Source organism: Yoonia sp. 208BN28-4, from assembly GCF_037543925.1.
GTDB lineage: Bacteria > Pseudomonadota > Alphaproteobacteria > Rhodobacterales > Rhodobacteraceae > Yoonia.
The window spans coordinates 80001-98182 of the sequence record NZ_JBBIFY010000004.1 but is presented as its reverse complement, the minus strand read 5'-3'; the positions used below and the strand labels follow the sequence as shown (position 1 = coordinate 98182).

Genomic DNA, 18182 nt, shown 5'->3' with positions numbered 1-18182 from the left:
TGAATCAATATCGCCGCGAAAACCGCTGGATCAGACGATCATTCCGCCGTCAGAGTCGTCGCCGGTTGCGTCCCGCAGGGCCACCAGATCAATGACCTCTACGTGCTTTCGGTCCGAGAAATCTATGATGCCGTCTTTTTTCAGCGCGCTGAATTGGCGGCTCACTGTTTCCAGCGTCAGGCCAAGGTAGTTGGCAATCTGGTCGCGCGTCATCGGCAACACAGAAATGCGGGATCCGTTCGGGCCGCTTGTCTGCGACCGCCGTGCCAGCATTTCAATGAAGGTGGCGATCTTTTCGCGCGCCGTTTTGCGGCCCAGCAACAGCATCCAGTCGCGTGCCGCATCCAGTTCGTCCAGTGCCAGTTCCATCAGGCGTTGGGCCACATGCGGTGTTTCATCGACCAGACGCTCGAACGGTTTACGGTCAAAACAGCAAAGCACCACATCCGTGGTTGCCACCACATCAAACTCAACCTGAGCGCGGCCCGGACGGCCAATAAAGTCGGACGGCAACAAAAGGCCAACCATCTGTGTCCGGCCATCTTCCATGGTCTTGGACAGCGACGCGACCCCGTCGACCACCGAAGCAACAAAGCTAAGCGGTTCGCCACGCCACAAGATCGTGTCGCCTGTGGCAAATTTTTTGTAGGATTTCATGCCCTCAAGCATCGCCAACTCATCAGTATCGCACTTGGCGCAAACTGCGCGGTGCCTGATGGGACAATCACCGCATTTCACGGCACCGGGAATGTTTATCGTCATGCTTGATCTGTATCAAAGTCGTTGGCGTTCGTGGCTTTATAACGGGTCACATGGAAAAGATCGACACACTTCGGCGCTTTGGGCTATTTGACGCAAGGGTACCGCGATACACAAGCTATCCGCCCGCCAATCATTTCGCCAATGGCATAGGCCATCAATTTCACGCGGACTGGCTGCAAACCGTCACGGACGGCTCTGTAATCTCGGTCTATATCCACATTCCATTCTGCAAGCGGTTATGTTGGTTTTGTGCCTGCCGCACGCAAGGCACCCGGACAATGCGCCCGGTGGATGCCTACGTGCAGTATTTGCTGAAAGAACTGTCGCTGGTGCGCGATCTGCTGCCAAAGGACGTCAAAATGGGGCGGCTCCACCTTGGTGGCGGCACGCCAAGCATCCTGCCGCCCGACACCATGGCAAACCTGCTCGATGCCGTTTACGCGGCTTTCCCCAAGGCTGACGACTATGAGTTTTCTGTAGAGATTGACCCGACAGAAGCGGCCCCTGATTTGCTGCGCACACTTGCCAATTACGGGATGAACCGTGCCAGCGTTGGCGTGCAAGACTTTGCCGAGAAAGTACAAAGCGCGATTGGTCGACTGCAGTCCTTTGAGCAAACCCGCGATGTCATCGCGCTGCTCCGCGATCTTGGTGTGCAAAGTCTGAATGTTGATCTGCTTTACGGGCTGCCCTTTCAGACCAAATCCAGCTTTCAGGCCACGCTTGATCAGGTGGCTGAACTCAAACCCGACCGGTTGGCGATTTACGGCTACGCGCATGTGCCATGGATGTCCAAACGACAGGTGATGATCGACGGCGAAGCACTCCCCGGTCCGGAGAAACGGTTCTGGCTCGCCGAACAGGCGCACGCGCATTTCACGGCTCTGGGCTACGCGCCCATCGGCATTGATCACTTCGCCCTTCCAACCGACAGTCTTTACAAGGCCGATCAGGCTGGCACGCTCCGGCGCAATTTTCAGGGCTATACAGACGACCAAAGCGAGGCCCTGATCGGGCTGGGCGCGTCGGCGATTTCGCGGTTTCCGCAGGGATTTGTGCACAACGCGCCCGCCACGTCGGCCTATCAGGAACGGATCGCCTCTGGCGGGCTTGCTGGGCAAAAAGGTTACCGGATGGATCACGCAGATGATCTAACATCCCAAATTGTCGAAGACCTGATGTGCCGTTTCTGTTTTGATGCAACCAGCCTTGGCGCCGATTTCCCGGATATGGCCGAGATCATCGAAGACACCCGCTTATCCCTTCTGGACGCATTTCCGGGCATTTTTCTGACAAGCGCGGACGGTTTAATTATCCTCGATAATGCAAAACCGCTTGTGCGGATTATCGCAAGTTTCGTGGACAGTTTCACCAGCAGTCAGACCGCGCATTCTGCCGCAATCTGATCAGGACAGTCCCGTGGACCCGAAACCGCCGCTGCCACGCAGGGTGTCATCAAGGGCGTCGACTTCCGCCACCTGATATTGAGGGGCTGGCGCGATGACAGCTTGGGCGATCCTGTCGCCGTGGCTGATCGTAAAGCCCTCATGCCCGAGATAATACAGGCCCACCATGACAATCCCGCGGTAATCCGCATCAACCGTGCCGGGGGCATTTGGCAGGATAAATCCGTGCTTGAGCGACAGACCGGATCGGGGACGGATTTGCATCTCGGTGCCTGGCGGCAAGGCGACATGAAAGCCTGTTGAGATCAATTCAAGCTGACCGTGGACAAACGCAATCGGCCCGTCAGGGAGAAAGGCGCGCAAGTCCATTCCCGCAGCACCGGATGTCGCGTAAGCCGGCAGCGGAAGGTCCGCGTTTCCCGCGCTGCGCATGAACTGCACCGGCTGGGTCACGTCAGCGCATCCGCGATTTTTTGGGCAAGCCTGCGGGCAACCGCGTCTTTATCCATGCGCGGCCAAGCCTCTTGCTCTGCCGCCGAAATCACTGTGACCGCGTTTTCGGTGCCGCCCATGATCCCTGTTTCAGGCGACACATCGTTGGCAACGATCCAGTCGCACCCCTTGCGCTGCCGCTTGGCCGTGGCGTTTGCGATGACATCATTTGTCTCGGCTGCGAACCCGACCACAAGCTGTGGGCGGTCTTTTTTGCGCTGCGATACGGACGCGAGGATGTCGGGATTTTCGGCAAATTCCAGTGTCGGCAGGCCAGATTTGTCTTTCTTGATCTTGGCGTCTGACGCGTTGGACACATGCCAATCGGCAACCGCAGCCGCAAACACCGCCGCATCAGCCGGAAGGGCCGCGTCAACTGCCGCCTGCATCTGCGCTGCCGTTTGCACAGGCACAACCGTCACACCAGAGGGCGGCGGCACGTCGGCAGGCCCTGTGATAAACGTCACCGTGGCACCTAAACCCGCAAGAGCGGTCGCAATCGCCGTGCCCTGCGCGCCGGATGACCGGTTAGCAATATAACGCACCGGATCAATCGGTTCATGGGTCGGGCCGGATGTGACGACGATGTGCTTGTCCTTCAAAGGACCGTCCGCCAGCGCGGTTTCAATCGCCGACACGATCTCAAGCGGCTCTGCCATGCGCCCGGGGCCATATTCACCACAAGCCATGTCACCTTCATTTGGACCGACAAACAGGATGCCATCGCCACGCAGCGTCTCCAGATTGCGCCGGGTTGCAGGGTGGTCCCACATCCGCACATTCATCGAAGGCGCAACCAGCACGCGCTTGTCGGTTGCCAAAAGGACGGTGGAGGCCAAATCATTGGCCAAGCCGCCCGCCATCTTAGCCATAAGATCTGCCGTGCCGGGTGCCACCACGATGAGATCGGCGGCACGTGACAGTTCGATGTGGCCCATCTCGGCCTCATCGGTGAGGTCGAACAGGTCCCGAAAAACCTTCGTCCCACACAGCGCTGACACGCTGAGCGGCGTGACAAATTCGGTGCCGGAACGGGTCAGAACGGGCGTGACCTGACAGCCGCGTTCGCGCAGCCGCCGGATCAGATCAAGCGATTTGAATGCGGCAATCCCGCCGCCGATGATCAAAAGAATATGCTTGTCAGCCAGCATTTTGGCCCCCGTCCATCAGTGTTCGACAGACTGTAGGCCGCAATGCTGCGCAATGACAATGTGCAGCGCCTGCTAGTGCAGCAGCGCCAGCACCTCGGAGTTGTTGTCTTCCAGCGTGCGGCGCATCTTACCGAATGCCGCTGCCTCAAGCTGGCGCACCCGCTCTTTCGATAGGCCAAGCTCTGTGCCAAGGCTTTCCAATGTGCGGGGGTCTTCACGCAGCTTGCGTTCACGCACGATAAAGCGCTCGCGCTCGTTCAGATCGGACAGCGCGGACAGCAGCCAGCGGCGCAGTGTTTCACTGTCGTGATCCGCCTCGATCTGCTCTTCCGCCTGCACGCCATCGTCTTCCAGCGCGTCAATCCACTCGCGGCCTTCGTCCTCTGCCGATTGTGTCGCATTCAGCGAAAAGTCAGAGCCAGACAGGCGGCCCATCATCATCTCGACGTCATGGATCGGCACGCCTACTTCAACCGCGATCAATTCGCGCATCACGTGCCCCTCAAGGACTTTGCCCTCTGCGGCGGCTTCACGCTCCAGACGGGCCTGCACGCGGCGCAGATTGAAAAACAACGACTTTTGCGAAGATGTGGACCCGGTGCGCACCATCGACCAGTTGCGCATCACATAGTCTTGGATAGATGCCTTGATCCACCATACGGCGTATGTCGAGAAACGCACGCCCCGATCCGGGTCAAACTTGTCGGCGGCCTTCATCAGGCCAACAGACGCCTCTTGGATCAGGTCGTTCATCGGGGCGCCGTAGCGCTTGAACTTGGAGGCCATCGAAATCGCAAGCCGCATGTAGGCTGTGATCAGGCGATGCAGGGCTTTTTCATCACGTTGGTCGCGCCACGCATAAGCAAGAGCAAGCTCTGTTTCCGCGTCAAGCAACTCTGCTTTCATTGCGGTGCGCGAGAATGCTTGGTCTGAAAGTCCGTCAAAAGCCATGATGTATCTCCCGATCGTCAACCACGGGTTTTCGTGGTCGTTTTATTCAGTTACGCAGTCTTAACTCCGCTGGATCAGATAAAGTTGCTAAATGTCATTGCCTAAATTGACCTTCGTACTGGGTGGTGCCGCCTCTGGAAAATCGCACTACGCGGAAACTTTGTTAAAAAACCGTTCAGAACAACGCATTTATATTGCGACCGCCGAAGTTTATGATGCCGAAATGGCCGATAAAGTCGCGGCACATAAACGTATGCGGGGGAAAGGCTGGCACACAATTGAAGAGCCGCTGGACCTGCCAAAGGTGTTGTCGGACCGTGAAAGCGGCGAAGTCATCCTGATTGATTGCGCGACACTTTGGTTGACCAATTTGGTTCTGGGAGACCACGACGTCGATACCGCCACGGAACAGTTAATCGCTGCAATCGCGGCCTGTCCGGCACCTGTTGTCATTGTGTCGAACGAGGTGGGCCAAGGGATCGTGCCCGACAACGCCCTGTCGCGTAAATTCCGTAACGCCCAAGGCAAGCTGAACCGCGATCTTGCCGCAGTTGCCGACCGCGTTGTTGCTGTCATGGCGGGTTTGCCGCTTGTGCTGAAAGGGTAACAGATGCGCGTCTGGTTAGTCCGGCACGGCCCCACTCATCAGAAAGCATTTACCGGTTGGCGCGATGTGCCGGCGGATTTGTCGGACAAAGATCACATTGCCCGCGTGGCAGCATATTTGCCAAACGATGCGCATGTCATTTCGTCCGACCTGCAACGCGCGATTGCCACGGCTGATGCTATCGCCCCATCACAAACGCGCCTGCCACACGATCCTGCTTTGCGCGAATTTGATTTTGGCATCTGGGACGGCCAGCATTTTTCGCAGGTGGCAGAAAGTCATCCGGTGCTCAGCCGCGCATTCTGGGAACAACCGGGCGACATTTCAGCCCCCGAAGGCGAAAGCTGGAATGATGTTGCTGCCCGCGTGAATGCTGCGATTGACCATCATGCACAGGCAGTGCCCGATCAGGACCTGATCGTCGTGGCCCATATCGGTGTGATCATGACGCAAATCCAAAGGGCGACCGATGGCGTTGCCTATCACGCGCTGGCCCACACCATCGACAACCTTTCGATCACTGACATGACGCATGACGGGGCGCGCTGGCACATCGGCGCAATCAATCACAACCCGTGATGCACACCGCACATTTCTGAATTGGCCAGACATCGCCAAGACACGTAACGTCTGCACATGACTTACAAACTTTTCATCGGTGATCGCACCTTTTCCAGTTGGTCCATGCGTGGCTGGCTTATGCTGGAACATTTTCCCATTCCCCATCGCACACAGATGCTGGGGCTTTACGACGGCACATTGCAGCAGGATCTGGCTGACTTGGCACCCGCGCGCACGGTGCCAGTGCTGCAAACCCAGGACGGCCACGTTGTGGGCGACAGTCTGGCGATTGCCGAAACATTGGTCGAGGCCCACCCCGACCTGCCCCTCTATCCAAGCGATCCGGCGGCCCGTGTGATGGCCCGCAACCTGATGGCCGAGATGCACAGTGGCTTTTCCGCATTACGCGGTGACTGTCCGATGAACCTGCGCAACCGGTGGGACGGATTTCAAGCGTCCGATGCGGTTCTGGCCGATGTCGCACGCATTGAAAAACTTTGGGCGCTTGCCCGAAACATGCGAAACGGCGACGGCCCTTGGCTGTTCGGTGACTACAGCTTTGTTGACGCGTTCTACGCCCCCGTAGCTGCGCGGATCGTGACATATGGCCTGCCCCGCAATGACGCCGCGCAGGCCTATATCGACGCGACACTGTCCGATCCGATTTTCCGCCAGTGGCGCGCGATGGGTGAAACCAAGACCTACGATCCGTTCCCCTATGCCTCTGATCTGACCGATCTTGGCTGGCCAATGGAGCGTTTGAACGCGCGCCCAGTGGAACAGGGCGTTGCCGAAAACGATGCATGCCCTTATTCGGGCGATCCGGTCACGCATTTGATGGAACTGGATGGCCGCATATTTGGGTTCTGCAATGCATTTTGCCGTGACAAGACCGTAGCAGACCCCGCGGCATGGCCAAAATTCATGGCACTCTATCAGCGTTAACCATTCCCTAAGACCTGTGTGCGTTAACCATTATTAACGCTGACGGGAACGAACGAAATGGTGGCAGTCGCCTATACGGTGGCCTTTGACGGCATCGATGCAAAACTGGTTGAGGTGCAATGCGCCGTGTCCCCCGGCATGCCCGCGTTCGCGATTGTGGGCTTGCCGGACAAAGCCGTGTCTGAGGCACGCGAACGGGTGCGCGCGGCGTTAGGCGCGATGTCCATCGCCCTGCCCTCCAAGCGGATCACGATCAACATGTCGCCTGCCGACATGCCGAAAGAAGGGTCGCATTTCGACCTGCCGATCGCCTTGGCTTTGCTTGCAGCGCTGGAAATCATTCCCGCAGACGACGTCCGCCAAACCGTGGCCTTGGGGGAGTTGTCGCTTGATGGGACGCTCGTGCCTGTTGTTGGCGCCTTGCCCGCCGCGATGGCTGCAATGGCCGAGGACCGAACGCTTGTCTGTCCACGCGATTGTGGCGCAGAAGCAGCTTGGGTTGCCGCGGTCAATGTCATCGCGCCACGCACACTGGGCGATGCCGTGCGTCACTTTTCCGGTCAGTCGATCTTGTCTGCCGCCACACCCGGCGAGGTGTCGACAGACACATCCAGCCGCGATCTGGCCGAGGTGAAAGGTCAGGAACGTGCCAAACGCGCGTTGGAAATTGCCGCAGCAGGCCGTCATCACTTGCTGATGGTCGGCTCTCCGGGATCGGGGAAATCGATGCTCGCCTCTCGCCTGCCGGGCATCCTCCCGCCACTGACAGCAGCCGAAGCGTTGGAAACGTCGATGATCCATTCGCTGTCAGGGCTTCTGGATGCAGGCGGGATCAACCGCACACGCCCGTTTCGAGAGCCACACCACACGGCTTCGATGGCAGCCATCGTGGGTGGCGGCCGCACCGCAAAACCGGGTGAAATATCACTCGCGCACAATGGCGTGCTGTTTATGGATGAGTTTCCGGAATATCCGCGATCCGTCTTGGAGACATTGCGCCAACCGATTGAGGCGGGCGAAGTGGTCGTGGCACGTGCCAATGCTCACGTCAAATACCCTTGCCGCTTTATGCTGGTTGCTGCCGCAAATCCCTGCCGCTGCGGCTACATGGCCGATCCGGCACGGGCTTGCGCACGCGTACCAATCTGCGGCGAGGAATACCTTGGACGCATTTCGGGGCCACTAATGGATCGGTTTGATTTGCGCGTTGAGGTGCCGCCCGTTGCATTCACCGACTTGGACCTGCCGCAATCTGGCGAAAGCTCAGCCGTCATCGCGGCGCGTGTGACCGCCGCACGTGATGTGCAAAGCCAACGATTTGCCAATGCGCCTGACGTGCGGGTGAATGCAGAAGCGCAGGGCGACCTGCTGGACAGCATCGCGGCCCCTGATGCCGAAGGCCGTGCCCTGTTGGCGAAGATCGCTGATCGCTTTGGCCTGTCCGCGCGCGGGTATCACCGCATTTTGCGCGTGGCGCGCACGATTGCCGATTTGGCAGGGGAAACCGATGTCCGCCATCCCCACATCGCAGAGGCGGTTAGTTTCAGGCTGGCCATGACCAAAGAGGTCTAGGTCAGCCGCCCTTCAATCGCTTCCCAGATTTTGGCCGTCACGTTGGTGCCGTCAAACCGTTCAAGCTCTTGCAGGCCGGTCGGAGAGGTCACATTGATTTCAGTGAGCCATTTGCCGATCACATCAATGCCCACGAAAATCTGACCCTTTTCGCGCAAAAGTGGCCCGATCCGATCACAGATTTCGCGATCACGATCTGTTAGGTCCACTTTCTCGGGGCGGCCACCAACATGCATGTTTGAACGCGTCTCGCCCTTTGCCGGAACACGATTGATCGCGCCAACAGGCTCTCCATCGACTAGAATTACCCGCTTATCGCCGGCGCTGACATCCGGCAGGAATTTCTGCATGATCAGCGGTTCGTTGTTAATACCGCTGAAGAGCTCGTGCAGCGACGCGATGTTACTGTCGTCGCGCGACAGCTTGAACACGCCCGCACCACCATTGCCATAAAGCGGTTTGAGAATGACATCCCCGTGCTGGTCCCGGAAATCGCGCAGCATTTGCAGATCGCGCGCAATCATCGTGGGCGGGGTGAGGTCAGGAAAGTCCAGAACCAGCAGCTTTTCGGGGTAGTTGCGCACCCAGAAGGGATTGTTCACGACCAGTGTCGTGTCGCGGATCATATCAAGGATATGCGTGGTGGTGATATAGCCCATGTCAAATGGCGGGTCCTGCCGCAACCAGACCACATCGAAATCGGCCAGATCAACTTCGGCCATTTCGCCAAGTGTGAAGTGATCTCCTTCGACCCGTTGCACATGCAAAGGCCAACCGCGCGCCAGAACCTTACCCTCGCGATAGGCAAGCTTGTCTGGCGTATAGTAGAACAGCTCGTGCCCGCGTGACTGTGCTTCTTCGGCGATGCGGAAACTGCTGTCGGCGTTGATGTCGATCGCGTCGATCGGGTCCATCTGGATGGCAACTTTGAGGGTCATGGCGGGCCTTTCATCTGCGATCGTTTGCAGATTACATGGGCTATCGCATCGCAAGCCGCAATGGCTGACAGGTCATGCCGCCATAAAAGCGTTTTCGATGATCTGCACCGCACCGAATTGATCAACCGTTGCCACGTCAAATCGCACATCGGTAAGCTGCCCCAAAGGTTCGTCTCCGATGTATTCAGAGGCTGCCGCATAGATGCGATTCATCTGGCGGCGGCTGACACGGCTTGCGGCGCGTGCGTGAGAGGCGCTTTTCTTGACCTCAACAAAAATCAGCGTGTCACCATCGCGCACAATCAGATCCACCTCACCACCAGCGCCGCGCCAGCGGTGACTGGCAATCTGGCGTCCGCGGCGTTCGTAGTCGCGTGCGACATTCTGTTCGGCAGCAAGGCCTGCATGGTATCTGGTCTGGGCTGTTATCATCAGTCGGTATCCTGCATTTGCAACAGATTAGTCCGTGACAATGAACAATTTCCTAATCATCGTCCGCATCCAGCCCAAGCGCGATCTGATAGACCTGCCTGCGCGGCAAACCCAACGCACCGGCCACCAAAGTGGCCGCGTCTTTGACACGCATGTTCCGCATGGCTTCGTTCAAAGCCAAACGCACGTCACGTTCCGAGACAGATTTAGCCCCAGCACGCCCCACCAGAACGACAATCTCGCCTTTGACTTGCCTTTCGCCGTATGCGGCAGCCAATTCCTCAAGTGATCCACGGCTGACCTCCTCGAACTTCTTGGTCAGTTCGCGGCAGACCGCCGCCTCGCGGTCACCACCAAGCACATCTCGCAGAGCTATCAACATGTCGGCCACGCGTTTCGGGGATTCGTAGAACACCAGCGTGAACGGCACATCGCGCAAAAGCGCGATTTCCGTTTCGCGTTGCGCTTTGGTGCTGGGCAGGAACCCGACAAAGCAAAACCGGTCTGTCGCCAGTCCAGACACCGTCAAGGCGGCTAGCACCGCAGACGCGCCGGGTGCAGACGTCACAGGAAGATCGGCGGCGATCATTGCGCGACCCAGCTCATACCCCGGATCGGCAACCAGTGGTGTTCCCGCTTCGGATACATAGGCCACAGACTGACCATTGCGCACCGCAGCAACAAGGCGTTGGGTCACGGCCTCGCCGCTGTGGTCATGAAATGCCACAAGCTGACGCTGGCCCAGCGCCACGCCGTGGATCTCCATCAGCTTCCGTGCGGTGCGCGTATCTTCGGCGGCAATCACATCGGCTGACGCCAGAATATCCAGCCCCCGCAATGTCATGTCCCGCGCCGATCCGATCGGGGTAGCCACAAAATACAAGCCAGCGGAGAGTGGCTGAGGGGAAAAATTCATGCCTAGAACCCTTGTGTCGACTGCCCTAGTATGGCCCCTATCATCAGAAGACCATGCAGTGTCGCGACGCGGACAGCCGGTCACACCACTCACAAGGGAGTTGCCATGTTTGCCCGTTTACCTCTTGCCCGCAAGTCAGCCTCACGGCTTTTTGCGTTTCTGTCATTGGTCTGGCTTGCCGCCTGTGACGTGGGCGGCCTCGTCGCTCCCGGTCAGAACACCGGTCAGACGATCAATCCGAACGCGCCTGTGCAGGTTGCACTTCTGGTGCCTGGCGGCTCGGGGCAGAGCAGCGACAGCTTTCTGGCGACGAACCTAGAGAATGCAGCGAGACTTGCCATTTCCGATCTACAGGGCGTGCAGATTGACCTGCGTGTCTACAACACTGCCGGTAATCCACAACAAGCGGCCAGCGTTGCGGCTCAGGCCGTGAATGACGGCGCAAAGATCATCCTAGGCCCTCTGTATGGCGAAGCAGCAAACGCCGCAGGCGTCGCAGCCGCCCCCGCCAACGTCAACGTGCTGGCGTTCTCAAACAACCCGACAATCGCAGGCGGCAACGTCTTTGTGCTTGGGCCAACTTTCAGCAACACCGCCAACCGCTTGGTCAGCTATGCCAGCCGTCAGGGCGTCAGCCGCTATATGATCGTGCATGGCACCGACCTGCAGGGTCAGGTGGGGCGTGACGCGATTGCATCTGCCGTGCGGAATAATGGTGGTGAGATTGCTGGCATCGAAGGTTACCCGCTGTCACAGGCCGGTATTCAGGATGCGGCAGGACGTATTGCAGCCTCGACCAACGCCACAGGCGCTGACGCAGTCTTTTTGACCGCAGGCGTGAATGCCGATCTTCCGATCCTTGCCACTGCATTGCCAGAGGCAGGTATCAGCCCGTCCAGCACCAGCTTTATCGGTTTGACCCGCTGGGATGCCGCGCCACAGGCTCTGGCTTTGCCGGGTTTGCAGGGCGGTTTGTTTGCACTTCCTGATCAGGGCCAGAGCGATCTGTTCGAAAGCCGCTATGCCGCTGCATATGGTGGCCAGCCGCACCCGCTGGCCGGTCTGGCCTATGACGGGATTGCTGCCATCGGTGCGCTTGTTGCACAGGGTAACGCAAACGCGCTGACCAAGCAGGCCTTGACCACGCCGCAGGGCTTTCAGGGCACAAACGGTATCTTCCGGTTCCAGCCGAACGGTCTGAACGAACGCGGCCTTGCTGTCGCCTCTATCCGCAACAATCAGGTGGTGATCCTTGAACCTGCCCCAAGAAGCTTTGGTGCCGGTCTCTGACCCCGCCAATCCCACTTACAACCATGTGACGCCGGACAATCTGATCTGTCCGGCGTCAGACGTTTTTGACAGGCCCGCCGTGGTCGCAGAGCTTGCGGCCGCGCTTGCTGAGGCGGGCGACGCCAAAGCCGTGCGCCGGATCACAGTCGAGGTTCTGGCCAAGGCCCGCAAATCCGCGATGGCGGTGATTGCCGATGCCCATGCCGCGCAGCCGTCTGCCGCGCGCCCAGTGACCCGCGCCTATAGCTGGCTGACCGACCAGATCGTCAGCATCACGCTGGATGTGGTGCGAAACTATCTGCACCCGCTTCCCAACCCGACAGAGGCCGAGCATATTGCCGTGATTGCTGTGGGTGGCTATGGCCGTGGCGAAATGGCTCCGTTTTCGGATGTCGACCTGCTATTCCTGACTCCCTATAAGCTGACCCCTTGGGCCGAGAGCCTGATCGAAAGTACGCTGTACATACTTTGGGATCTCAAGCTGAAGGTCGGCCACGCCAGCCGCACAGTCAAAGAATGCGTGCGCCTTGCGGGCGAAGATTTCACCATCCGCACATCCCTAGTCGAATACCGCTTTCTGAATGGCGACGAGGCATTGGCCGAGGCTCTTGGCAAACGCCTGTGGGATGACCTGTTCAGCACCACCGCATCCGAATTTATCGAAGCCAAACTGGAAGAACGCGCTGCGCGTCACCGCAAGCAAGGCGGACAGAGATATGTGGTCGAGCCCAATATCAAAGAAGGCAAGGGCGGGCTGCGCGATCTGCAATCCATGTTCTGGATAGGCAAATATGTGCATGGCGTGAAAAATGCCAAAGCGCTGGTGAAGCTGGGTGTCTTTACCGAAGACGAATTTCAGGCGTTCAAGACGGCGGAAGATTTCCTGTGGGCCGTGCGTTGCCATCTGCACCGGATCGCAGGCCGCGCAATGGATCAGCTGACCTTCGATATGCAGGTCGAGGTTGCCGCGTGCATGGGCTACGAAGATGGAAGCGGACGGCGGGCCGTTGAATACTTCATGCAGGACTATTTCCGCCACGCTACCAGCGTCGGCGATCTCACACGCATCTTTCTGACTGCGTTGGAAGCGACCCATACCAAGCCCGAGCCTATGCTGGTCCGGTTGCTCAGCCGCCGCAAAAGCGCGCGCGCACCTTACGCGATCAAACAGAACCGGCTTACAGTGGACGACATCGACGGGTTCTTTGCTGACAAGCTGAACATGTTGCGGATCGTGGAAGAGGCGCTGCGCACCGGCACCTTGCTCCACCCTGACGCGATGCGGCTTCTGGCGGCACGGCTTGATCTGATCGACGACGACATGCGCAACGATCCGGCAGCGCATAAGATTTTCCTGGATATCATGCTCAAGCACGGCAACCCGGAACGGGGCCTGCGCCGCATGAACGAACTGGGCCTGCTGGCCGCCTTCATTCCGGAATTCGCACCGATCGTCGCGATGATGCAATTCAACATGTATCACCACTACACCGTGGACGAGCATACGATCCAATGCATCAGCAACCTGAGCGAGATCGAACGCGGCGAACTGGTAGAGGAATTGCCGGTTGCATCGTCGATCCTGAAGAAGGGCGTGAACCGCAAAGTGCTTTATGTCGCGCTGTTGTTGCATGACATCGGCAAAGGACGACCAGAAGACCATTCGGTGCTTGGGGCGCAGATTGCCCGCAAGGTTGCACCGCGTCTGGGCCTGAACAAGAAGGACTGCGACACGGTCGAATGGCTGGTGCGCAATCACCTGCTGCTGTCGGATGTTGCCCAAAAACGCGATATCGCCGAACCCCGTACTGTGCGCGGTTTCGCCAATGCGATGAAAACGGTGGAGCGGCTGGACCTGCTGACCGTGCTGACAGTCTGCGATATTCGCGGCGTCGGGCCGGATACGTGGAATAACTGGAAAGCGGTGCTGATCCGCAATCTGCATGCCGCCACCAAGGACGCCCTTGAAAACGGGCTTGAGGCGCTGAACCGCGAAAGCCGGGAAGCAGAGGCGAAGCGCGCATTGCGAGAGGCGCTGTCGGACTGGGACGCCAAGGCACTGCGGACTGAGGCAGGGCGCCACTACGGCCCCTACTGGCAAGGCTTGCCACCGGCCACACATGTTATCTTTGCGGGCCTGCTGCGTGATCTTGCAGACGATCAGATCGCGGTTGATCTGGTACTTGATCCGGATCGCGACGCCACACGCACCTGCTTTGCCATGGTGGATCATCCGGGCCTGTTCAGCCGCATGACCGGTGCGCTGGCTATCGTAGGTGCCAATATCGTCGACGCCCGCACCTATACGTCCAAAGACGGATACGCGACGGCTGTGTTCTGGATACAAGACAAGGACGGCAACCCCTATGAGGAAAGCCGCCTGCCCCGTCTGCGCCAGATGATTACCCGCACGCTGAAAGGCGAGGTCGTCGCCAAAGATGCCTTGAAAGACCGCGACAAGATCAAAAAGCGCGAACGTGCCTTCCGTGTCCCAACCAATATCATCTTTGATAACGAAGGTTCAGAGATCTACACCATTATCGAAGTGGACACCCGCGACCGTCCGGGCCTGCTTTATGACCTGACGCGCACGCTGGCCAATAATAACGTCTATATCGCCAGTGCCGTTATCGCGACCTACGGCGAACAGGTGGTCGACACGTTCTACGTCAAGGATATGGTTGGCCTCAAATACCATGCAGAGGCCAAGCGCGAGACGCTTGAGCGAAAACTGCGCGAAGCCATCACGCAAGGTGCGCAGAGGGCCGTGTCATAGTGTGCCATATGAATAACCAAGCAGGACTGGCATGAAACCGATCCGCCTTATGGCTGGCTTTTTCACTGTAGGCATCTGGACTCTGCTGTCGCGGCTGCTGGGCTTTGTGCGCGATATCATGATTGCGGCCTACCTTGGCACCGGCCCTGTGGCCGAGGCATTTCTTGTCGCCTTTTCCCTGCCCAACCTGTTCCGGCGCTTTTTTGCAGAAGGCGCGTTCAACATGGCCTTTGTGCCGATGTTTTCCAAAAAACTGGAGGGCGATGAAGACGCGCTGAAGTTCGCGCAGGATGCTTTTGTGGGAATGACCGTGATCCTCTCGGCCTTCACCATTATTGGTATCATCTTCATGCCGCTTCTGGTGACGGCAATGGCCAGCGGGTTTCGCGGTGATGAACGCTTTGACCTTGCCGTGACATATGGCCGGATCGCGTTCCCCTATATCCTCTTTATCTCATTGGCGGCCTTGCTGTCCGGCGTGCTGAATGCAACGGGCCGTTTTGTGGCGGCGGCCGCGGCGCCGGTCTTGCTCAATATCATCTTTGTCGGCGCGATGGTGATCACCACTTTGATCGGGGTCGATCCAACCGCTGACCTGCGGCTGCGTGTGGGCGATGCGCTTGCCTATGCTGTCCCGCTCGCGGGCATCGCGCAGATGGCGCTTGTCTGGATGGCAGCCTCGCGGGCGGGCTACGCGCTGAAACTCAAACGGCCCAAGCTGACACCGGAACTGAAACGGCTGGCGATCATTGCCGCCCCCGCCGCGCTGGCTGGCGGTGTTGTGCAGATCAACCTGCTCGTTGGTCGGCAAGTCGCCAGCTTTTTCGACGGTGCTGTGGCGTGGCTCAATTACGCAGATCGGCTGTATCAGCTGCCCCTAGGCGTGGTCGGCATCGCCATCGGTGTCGTATTGTTGCCGGACCTGTCACGCCGCCTACGGGCCGGAGATACGGACGGTGGGCGCAATGCATTCAACCGCGCGGCGGAAATCTCGCTCGCGCTGACAATCCCCGCCGCGGTGGCGCTGATCGTGATCCCCGTGCCGCTGGTCAGCGTGCTTTACGAACGCGGCGCGTTCGGACCCAGCGATACGCAAGCTACTGCCTTGGCCGTTGCGATCTACGGTCTGGGGTTGCCCGCATTTGTGCTGCAAAAGGCGTTGCAGCCGCTTTTCTTCTCGCGTGAAGATACGCGGCGGCCATTTCTATACGCCTTGGTCGCGATGGTCCTGAATGCGGCACTGGCCATCGGTCTGTCGCCTGTCATCGGGTTTACCGCAGCAGCCGTGGGCACAACGCTGACAGGATGGGCGATGGTTGCACAGCTTTGGTGGGGCGCACGCGACATGGGTGAGGCCGCGCAATTTGATGCGCGTTTCAAAAAGCGACTGGTCCGCATCGTTCTGGCATCCATCCTGATGGGTGTGCTACTTTTGGCACTGGTCTGGCTTTTGGGCAGCACACTGGTCCTGCCAACATGGCGCTACGCAGCGCTGGCCTGTCTGGTGCTGGGCGGTATCGCGGGCTACTTTGCAATCGGGCAGATCGTGGGCGCCTTTCACATCTCGGACTTCAAACGCGCCGTCAGACGTTAATCGCCGTTGCCAGCCTGCCCGGCTTCCCCCATTATCGTGACCGAATACAAGGGAGACGCAGATGCGCAAATTCTTGGTCGTGCTAGATGACAGCCGCGAATGCCTGAACGCGATGCGCTTTGCGTCCATGCGGGCGGCAAACACAGGTGGCGGTGTCGAAGTGCTGGCCATCATCCCGCCGGATGAATTTAATCACTGGATCGGCGTTGGCGAGATTATGCGCGCCGAGGCACGCGAACGGATCGAGGTTCATTTTGAGGTATTTGCAAAATGGATGCGCGACAAACAAAACATCGAACCCGAATTGGTTATCCGCGAAGGCGAACCGCTGACCGAGATCATGAACCAAATCCACGAAGACACCGATATCGGCGTTCTGGTTCTGGGTGCTGGCACCGATAACAAAGGCCCCGGTCCGCTTGTCACTGCGCTGACACGGCAATCGGGCAGTCTTTCGGTGCCGATTACCGTCGTGCCGGGCGATTTATCGAAAGAACGGCTCGAAGCGATCACCTGATCGCAGCCATCTTCGCAAAAAAGCACAATCAAACGCCTTCGTATCACTGCGGGGGCGTTTTTCGTATCTAACACCCCGACCCTGACCGTTACATTCATCGCCAAAAACGCGCAAACCCGTGAGTTTGTGCAACAAACCGCGACACGAATTTCGCGACAGCGTGAGCGCAATGAAATTTTTGTCGCTCACAGTTTTGGGAACGGCTGACGCGCGTGAGCGGCTGAAACTGAATTTACGGTCAATATGCCCCGCTTCTGTGCGGGCCGAAACCACGACCTTTGCAAAAATGCACATAAACGGGGGGCTGGTCTAAACGCACCGCGCGTCAAGCCCCCGACCCCATCACATCCACATCGTTTTTTCGTGATGTTTCCCCACCTGTGCAAACGCCAATTGAGGGGCAATCTTAATCTCATCGAACGGCACAACACGAAACGAACGCCGCTCAATCTGACAAACGAAACACACGTAACCAACTGAAAAGGAACCTACACAATGACTATCAAGACACTCATCATCGCCGCCGCTGCTGCCGCTGTTACTGCCACTTCCGCTGCTGCGAACCAGTTCCCCGTCGACAACCGCATCGACACCTCCGACATCCTCGAGCTGGGTTCGATCACTGCCGACAACGCCGGTGTTCTGGAAGTATATGACTACCGTCTGGGCACACAGGGTCGTCTGTTGGGCACCGATGATATCCACGCCGGTGCAAATACAAATGTCCGCGTTCCCGTCGGTATCGCGCCGACAGGTCAGGTGCTGGCCGTTCTGACCGTCGATGGTCAGCCCGTCGCCGCCCAGCGCTTTTACGTTGAAAACGACTAAACCTCTCGAACCAAGCCCAAGGTGATCTCCCGCACCTTGGGCACCCTCCCCCCCACTCGCGGCTGACATGAAATTGCGCCGCACCATCCTAAAGGAACCTACACAATGACTATCAAGACACTCATCATCGCCGCCGCTGCTGCCGCTGTCACCGCCACTTCCGCTGCTGCAAACCAGTTCCCCGTAGACAACCGCATCGACACCTCCGACATCCTCGAGCTGGGCTCGATCACTGCCGACAACGCCGGTGTTCTGGAAGTGTATGACTACCGTCTGGGCACGCAGGGCCGCCTGTTGGGCACTGACCAGATCCACGCCGGTGCGAACACAGACGTCCGCGTGCCGGTTGGCTTTGCCCCGACAGGTCAGGTGCTGGCCGTGCTGAAAGTTGACGGCCAGCCCGTCGCCTCCCAGCGGTTCTTTGTCGAGAACAACTAATCCCGC

General features: G+C 58.5%; 18 protein-coding genes. 11 read left to right on the top strand and 7 right to left on the bottom strand.

Annotated elements, in window-relative coordinates; genetic code table 11:
* Positions 1–30 precede the first annotated feature (30 nt).
* Positions 31–762, bottom strand: coding sequence for a transcriptional regulator FnrL (gene fnrL, locus V8J84_RS14125; protein WP_339932278.1), 732 nt, complete (start codon positions 760–762; stop codon positions 31–33).
* Positions 763–812: 50 nt separating this feature from the next.
* Here fnrL and hemN point away from each other — a divergent pair, with 50 nt between their 5' ends.
* Entirely contained in the window at positions 813–2168 is a 1356-nt protein-coding gene (gene hemN / locus V8J84_RS14120) for an oxygen-independent coproporphyrinogen III oxidase (RefSeq protein ID WP_339932276.1), read from the top strand.
* Here the strand turns inward: hemN and dut are convergent, their stop codons facing one another.
* The 3 genes from dut to V8J84_RS14105 all read right to left on the bottom strand — a co-directional run bounded on the left by dut (position 2169) and on the right by V8J84_RS14105 (position 4762).
* A complete protein-coding gene (gene dut / locus V8J84_RS14115; RefSeq protein ID WP_339933135.1) occupies positions 2169–2600 on the bottom strand; it encodes a dUTP diphosphatase in 432 nt (143 codons plus the stop codon).
* Between the two features lie 17 nt (positions 2601–2617).
* Positions 2618–3811, bottom strand: a complete 1194-nt coding sequence (gene coaBC / locus V8J84_RS14110; RefSeq protein WP_339932274.1) for a bifunctional phosphopantothenoylcysteine decarboxylase/phosphopantothenate--cysteine ligase CoaBC — start codon at positions 3809–3811, stop codon at positions 2618–2620.
* Between the two features lie 72 nt (positions 3812–3883).
* Positions 3884–4762 (bottom strand): RNA polymerase factor sigma-32, encoded by an 879-nt coding sequence (locus V8J84_RS14105; RefSeq protein ID WP_339932272.1) that lies wholly within the window; start codon positions 4760–4762, stop codon positions 3884–3886.
* Between the two features lie 91 nt (positions 4763–4853).
* Between V8J84_RS14105 and cobU the strand changes: the two genes are divergently transcribed.
* Genes cobU through V8J84_RS14085 form a run of 4 tightly spaced genes read left to right on the top strand, consistent with a single transcriptional unit; the run spans position 4854 to position 8447 of the window.
* Positions 4854–5369, top strand: coding sequence for a bifunctional adenosylcobinamide kinase/adenosylcobinamide-phosphate guanylyltransferase (gene cobU, locus V8J84_RS14100; RefSeq protein WP_339932270.1), 516 nt, complete (start codon positions 4854–4856; stop codon positions 5367–5369).
* A 3-nt stretch (positions 5370–5372) separates the two neighbouring features.
* Positions 5373–5948 carry a histidine phosphatase family protein gene (locus tag V8J84_RS14095; RefSeq protein ID WP_339932268.1) on the top strand — a complete coding sequence of 192 codons (576 nt, stop codon included), beginning with the start codon at positions 5373–5375 and terminating at the stop codon, positions 5946–5948.
* Between the two features lie 57 nt (positions 5949–6005).
* Positions 6006–6875 (top strand): glutathione S-transferase, encoded by an 870-nt coding sequence (locus V8J84_RS14090; RefSeq protein WP_339932266.1) that lies wholly within the window; start codon positions 6006–6008, stop codon positions 6873–6875.
* A gap of 57 nt (positions 6876–6932) precedes the next feature.
* Positions 6933–8447 (top strand): YifB family Mg chelatase-like AAA ATPase, encoded by a 1515-nt coding sequence (locus V8J84_RS14085; RefSeq protein ID WP_339932264.1) that lies wholly within the window; start codon positions 6933–6935, stop codon positions 8445–8447.
* On the opposite strand, the gene gshB is transcribed toward V8J84_RS14085, so the two are convergent.
* The 3 genes from gshB to rsmI form a co-directional block, all read right to left on the bottom strand.
* Entirely contained in the window at positions 8444–9385 is a 942-nt protein-coding gene (gshB, locus tag V8J84_RS14080) for a glutathione synthase (protein WP_339932262.1), read from the bottom strand. The genes V8J84_RS14085 and gshB overlap by 4 nt on opposite strands.
* 72 nt (positions 9386–9457) lie before the next feature.
* Positions 9458–9817, bottom strand: a complete 360-nt coding sequence (locus V8J84_RS14075; protein WP_445285977.1) for a YraN family protein — start codon at positions 9815–9817, stop codon at positions 9458–9460.
* A 52-nt stretch (positions 9818–9869) separates the two neighbouring features.
* Positions 9870–10733 (bottom strand): 16S rRNA (cytidine(1402)-2'-O)-methyltransferase, encoded by an 864-nt coding sequence (gene rsmI / locus V8J84_RS14070; protein ID WP_339932260.1) that lies wholly within the window; start codon positions 10731–10733, stop codon positions 9870–9872.
* A gap of 105 nt (positions 10734–10838) precedes the next feature.
* Between rsmI and V8J84_RS14065 the strand changes: the two genes are divergently transcribed.
* The 6 genes from V8J84_RS14065 (at position 10839) to V8J84_RS14040 (ending at position 18176) form a co-directional block, all read left to right on the top strand.
* Positions 10839–12023: a penicillin-binding protein activator gene (locus V8J84_RS14065; protein ID WP_339932258.1), complete on the top strand. Its 1185-nt coding sequence runs from the start codon at positions 10839–10841 to the stop codon at positions 12021–12023.
* The gene (locus tag V8J84_RS14060; protein WP_339933131.1) at positions 12010–14799 is read left to right on the top strand and encodes a [protein-PII] uridylyltransferase; all 2790 of its coding nucleotides are present in this window, start codon (positions 12010–12012) and stop codon (positions 14797–14799) included. The genes V8J84_RS14065 and V8J84_RS14060 overlap by 14 nt, the downstream gene beginning before the upstream one ends.
* Positions 14800–14830: 31 nt before the next feature.
* Positions 14831–16393, top strand: coding sequence for a murein biosynthesis integral membrane protein MurJ (gene murJ / locus V8J84_RS14055; RefSeq protein ID WP_339932256.1), 1563 nt, complete (start codon positions 14831–14833; stop codon positions 16391–16393).
* A gap of 61 nt (positions 16394–16454) precedes the next feature.
* Positions 16455–16910, top strand: a complete 456-nt coding sequence (locus V8J84_RS14050; protein WP_339932254.1) for a universal stress protein — start codon at positions 16455–16457, stop codon at positions 16908–16910.
* Between the two features lie 495 nt (positions 16911–17405).
* Positions 17406–17738: a hypothetical protein gene (locus V8J84_RS14045; RefSeq protein ID WP_339932252.1), complete on the top strand. Its 333-nt coding sequence runs from the start codon at positions 17406–17408 to the stop codon at positions 17736–17738.
* Between the two features lie 105 nt (positions 17739–17843).
* A complete protein-coding gene (locus V8J84_RS14040; RefSeq protein ID WP_339932250.1) occupies positions 17844–18176 on the top strand; it encodes a hypothetical protein in 333 nt (110 codons plus the stop codon).
* Positions 18177–18182 lie beyond the last annotated feature (6 nt).

Excerpts from the sequence above, each read along its gene's own strand:
- fnrL (WP_339932278.1), bottom strand. The coding sequence starts at position 762 with ATGACGATAAACATTCCCGGTGCCGTGAAATGCGGTGATTGTCCCATC.
- hemN (WP_339932276.1), top strand. The coding sequence starts at position 813 with ATGGAAAAGATCGACACACTTCGGCGCTTTGGGCTATTTGACGCAAGG.
- dut (WP_339933135.1), bottom strand. The coding sequence starts at position 2,600 with ATGCGCAGCGCGGGAAACGCGGACCTTCCGCTGCCGGCTTACGCGACA.
- coaBC (WP_339932274.1), bottom strand. The coding sequence starts at position 3,811 with ATGCTGGCTGACAAGCATATTCTTTTGATCATCGGCGGCGGGATTGCC.
- V8J84_RS14105 (WP_339932272.1), bottom strand. The coding sequence starts at position 4,762 with ATGGCTTTTGACGGACTTTCAGACCAAGCATTCTCGCGCACCGCAATG.
- cobU (WP_339932270.1), top strand. The coding sequence starts at position 4,854 with ATGTCATTGCCTAAATTGACCTTCGTACTGGGTGGTGCCGCCTCTGGA.
- V8J84_RS14095 (WP_339932268.1), top strand. The coding sequence starts at position 5,373 with ATGCGCGTCTGGTTAGTCCGGCACGGCCCCACTCATCAGAAAGCATTT.
- V8J84_RS14090 (WP_339932266.1), top strand. The coding sequence starts at position 6,006 with ATGACTTACAAACTTTTCATCGGTGATCGCACCTTTTCCAGTTGGTCC.
- V8J84_RS14085 (WP_339932264.1), top strand. The coding sequence starts at position 6,933 with ATGGTGGCAGTCGCCTATACGGTGGCCTTTGACGGCATCGATGCAAAA.
- gshB (WP_339932262.1), bottom strand. The coding sequence starts at position 9,385 with ATGACCCTCAAAGTTGCCATCCAGATGGACCCGATCGACGCGATCGAC.
- V8J84_RS14075 (WP_445285977.1), bottom strand. The coding sequence starts at position 9,817 with ATGATAACAGCCCAGACCAGATACCATGCAGGCCTTGCTGCCGAACAG.
- rsmI (WP_339932260.1), bottom strand. The coding sequence starts at position 10,733 with ATGAATTTTTCCCCTCAGCCACTCTCCGCTGGCTTGTATTTTGTGGCT.
- V8J84_RS14065 (WP_339932258.1), top strand. The coding sequence starts at position 10,839 with ATGTTTGCCCGTTTACCTCTTGCCCGCAAGTCAGCCTCACGGCTTTTT.
- murJ (WP_339932256.1), top strand. The coding sequence starts at position 14,831 with ATGAAACCGATCCGCCTTATGGCTGGCTTTTTCACTGTAGGCATCTGG.
- V8J84_RS14050 (WP_339932254.1), top strand. The coding sequence starts at position 16,455 with ATGCGCAAATTCTTGGTCGTGCTAGATGACAGCCGCGAATGCCTGAAC.
- V8J84_RS14045 (WP_339932252.1), top strand. The coding sequence starts at position 17,406 with ATGACTATCAAGACACTCATCATCGCCGCCGCTGCTGCCGCTGTTACT.
- V8J84_RS14040 (WP_339932250.1), top strand. The coding sequence starts at position 17,844 with ATGACTATCAAGACACTCATCATCGCCGCCGCTGCTGCCGCTGTCACC.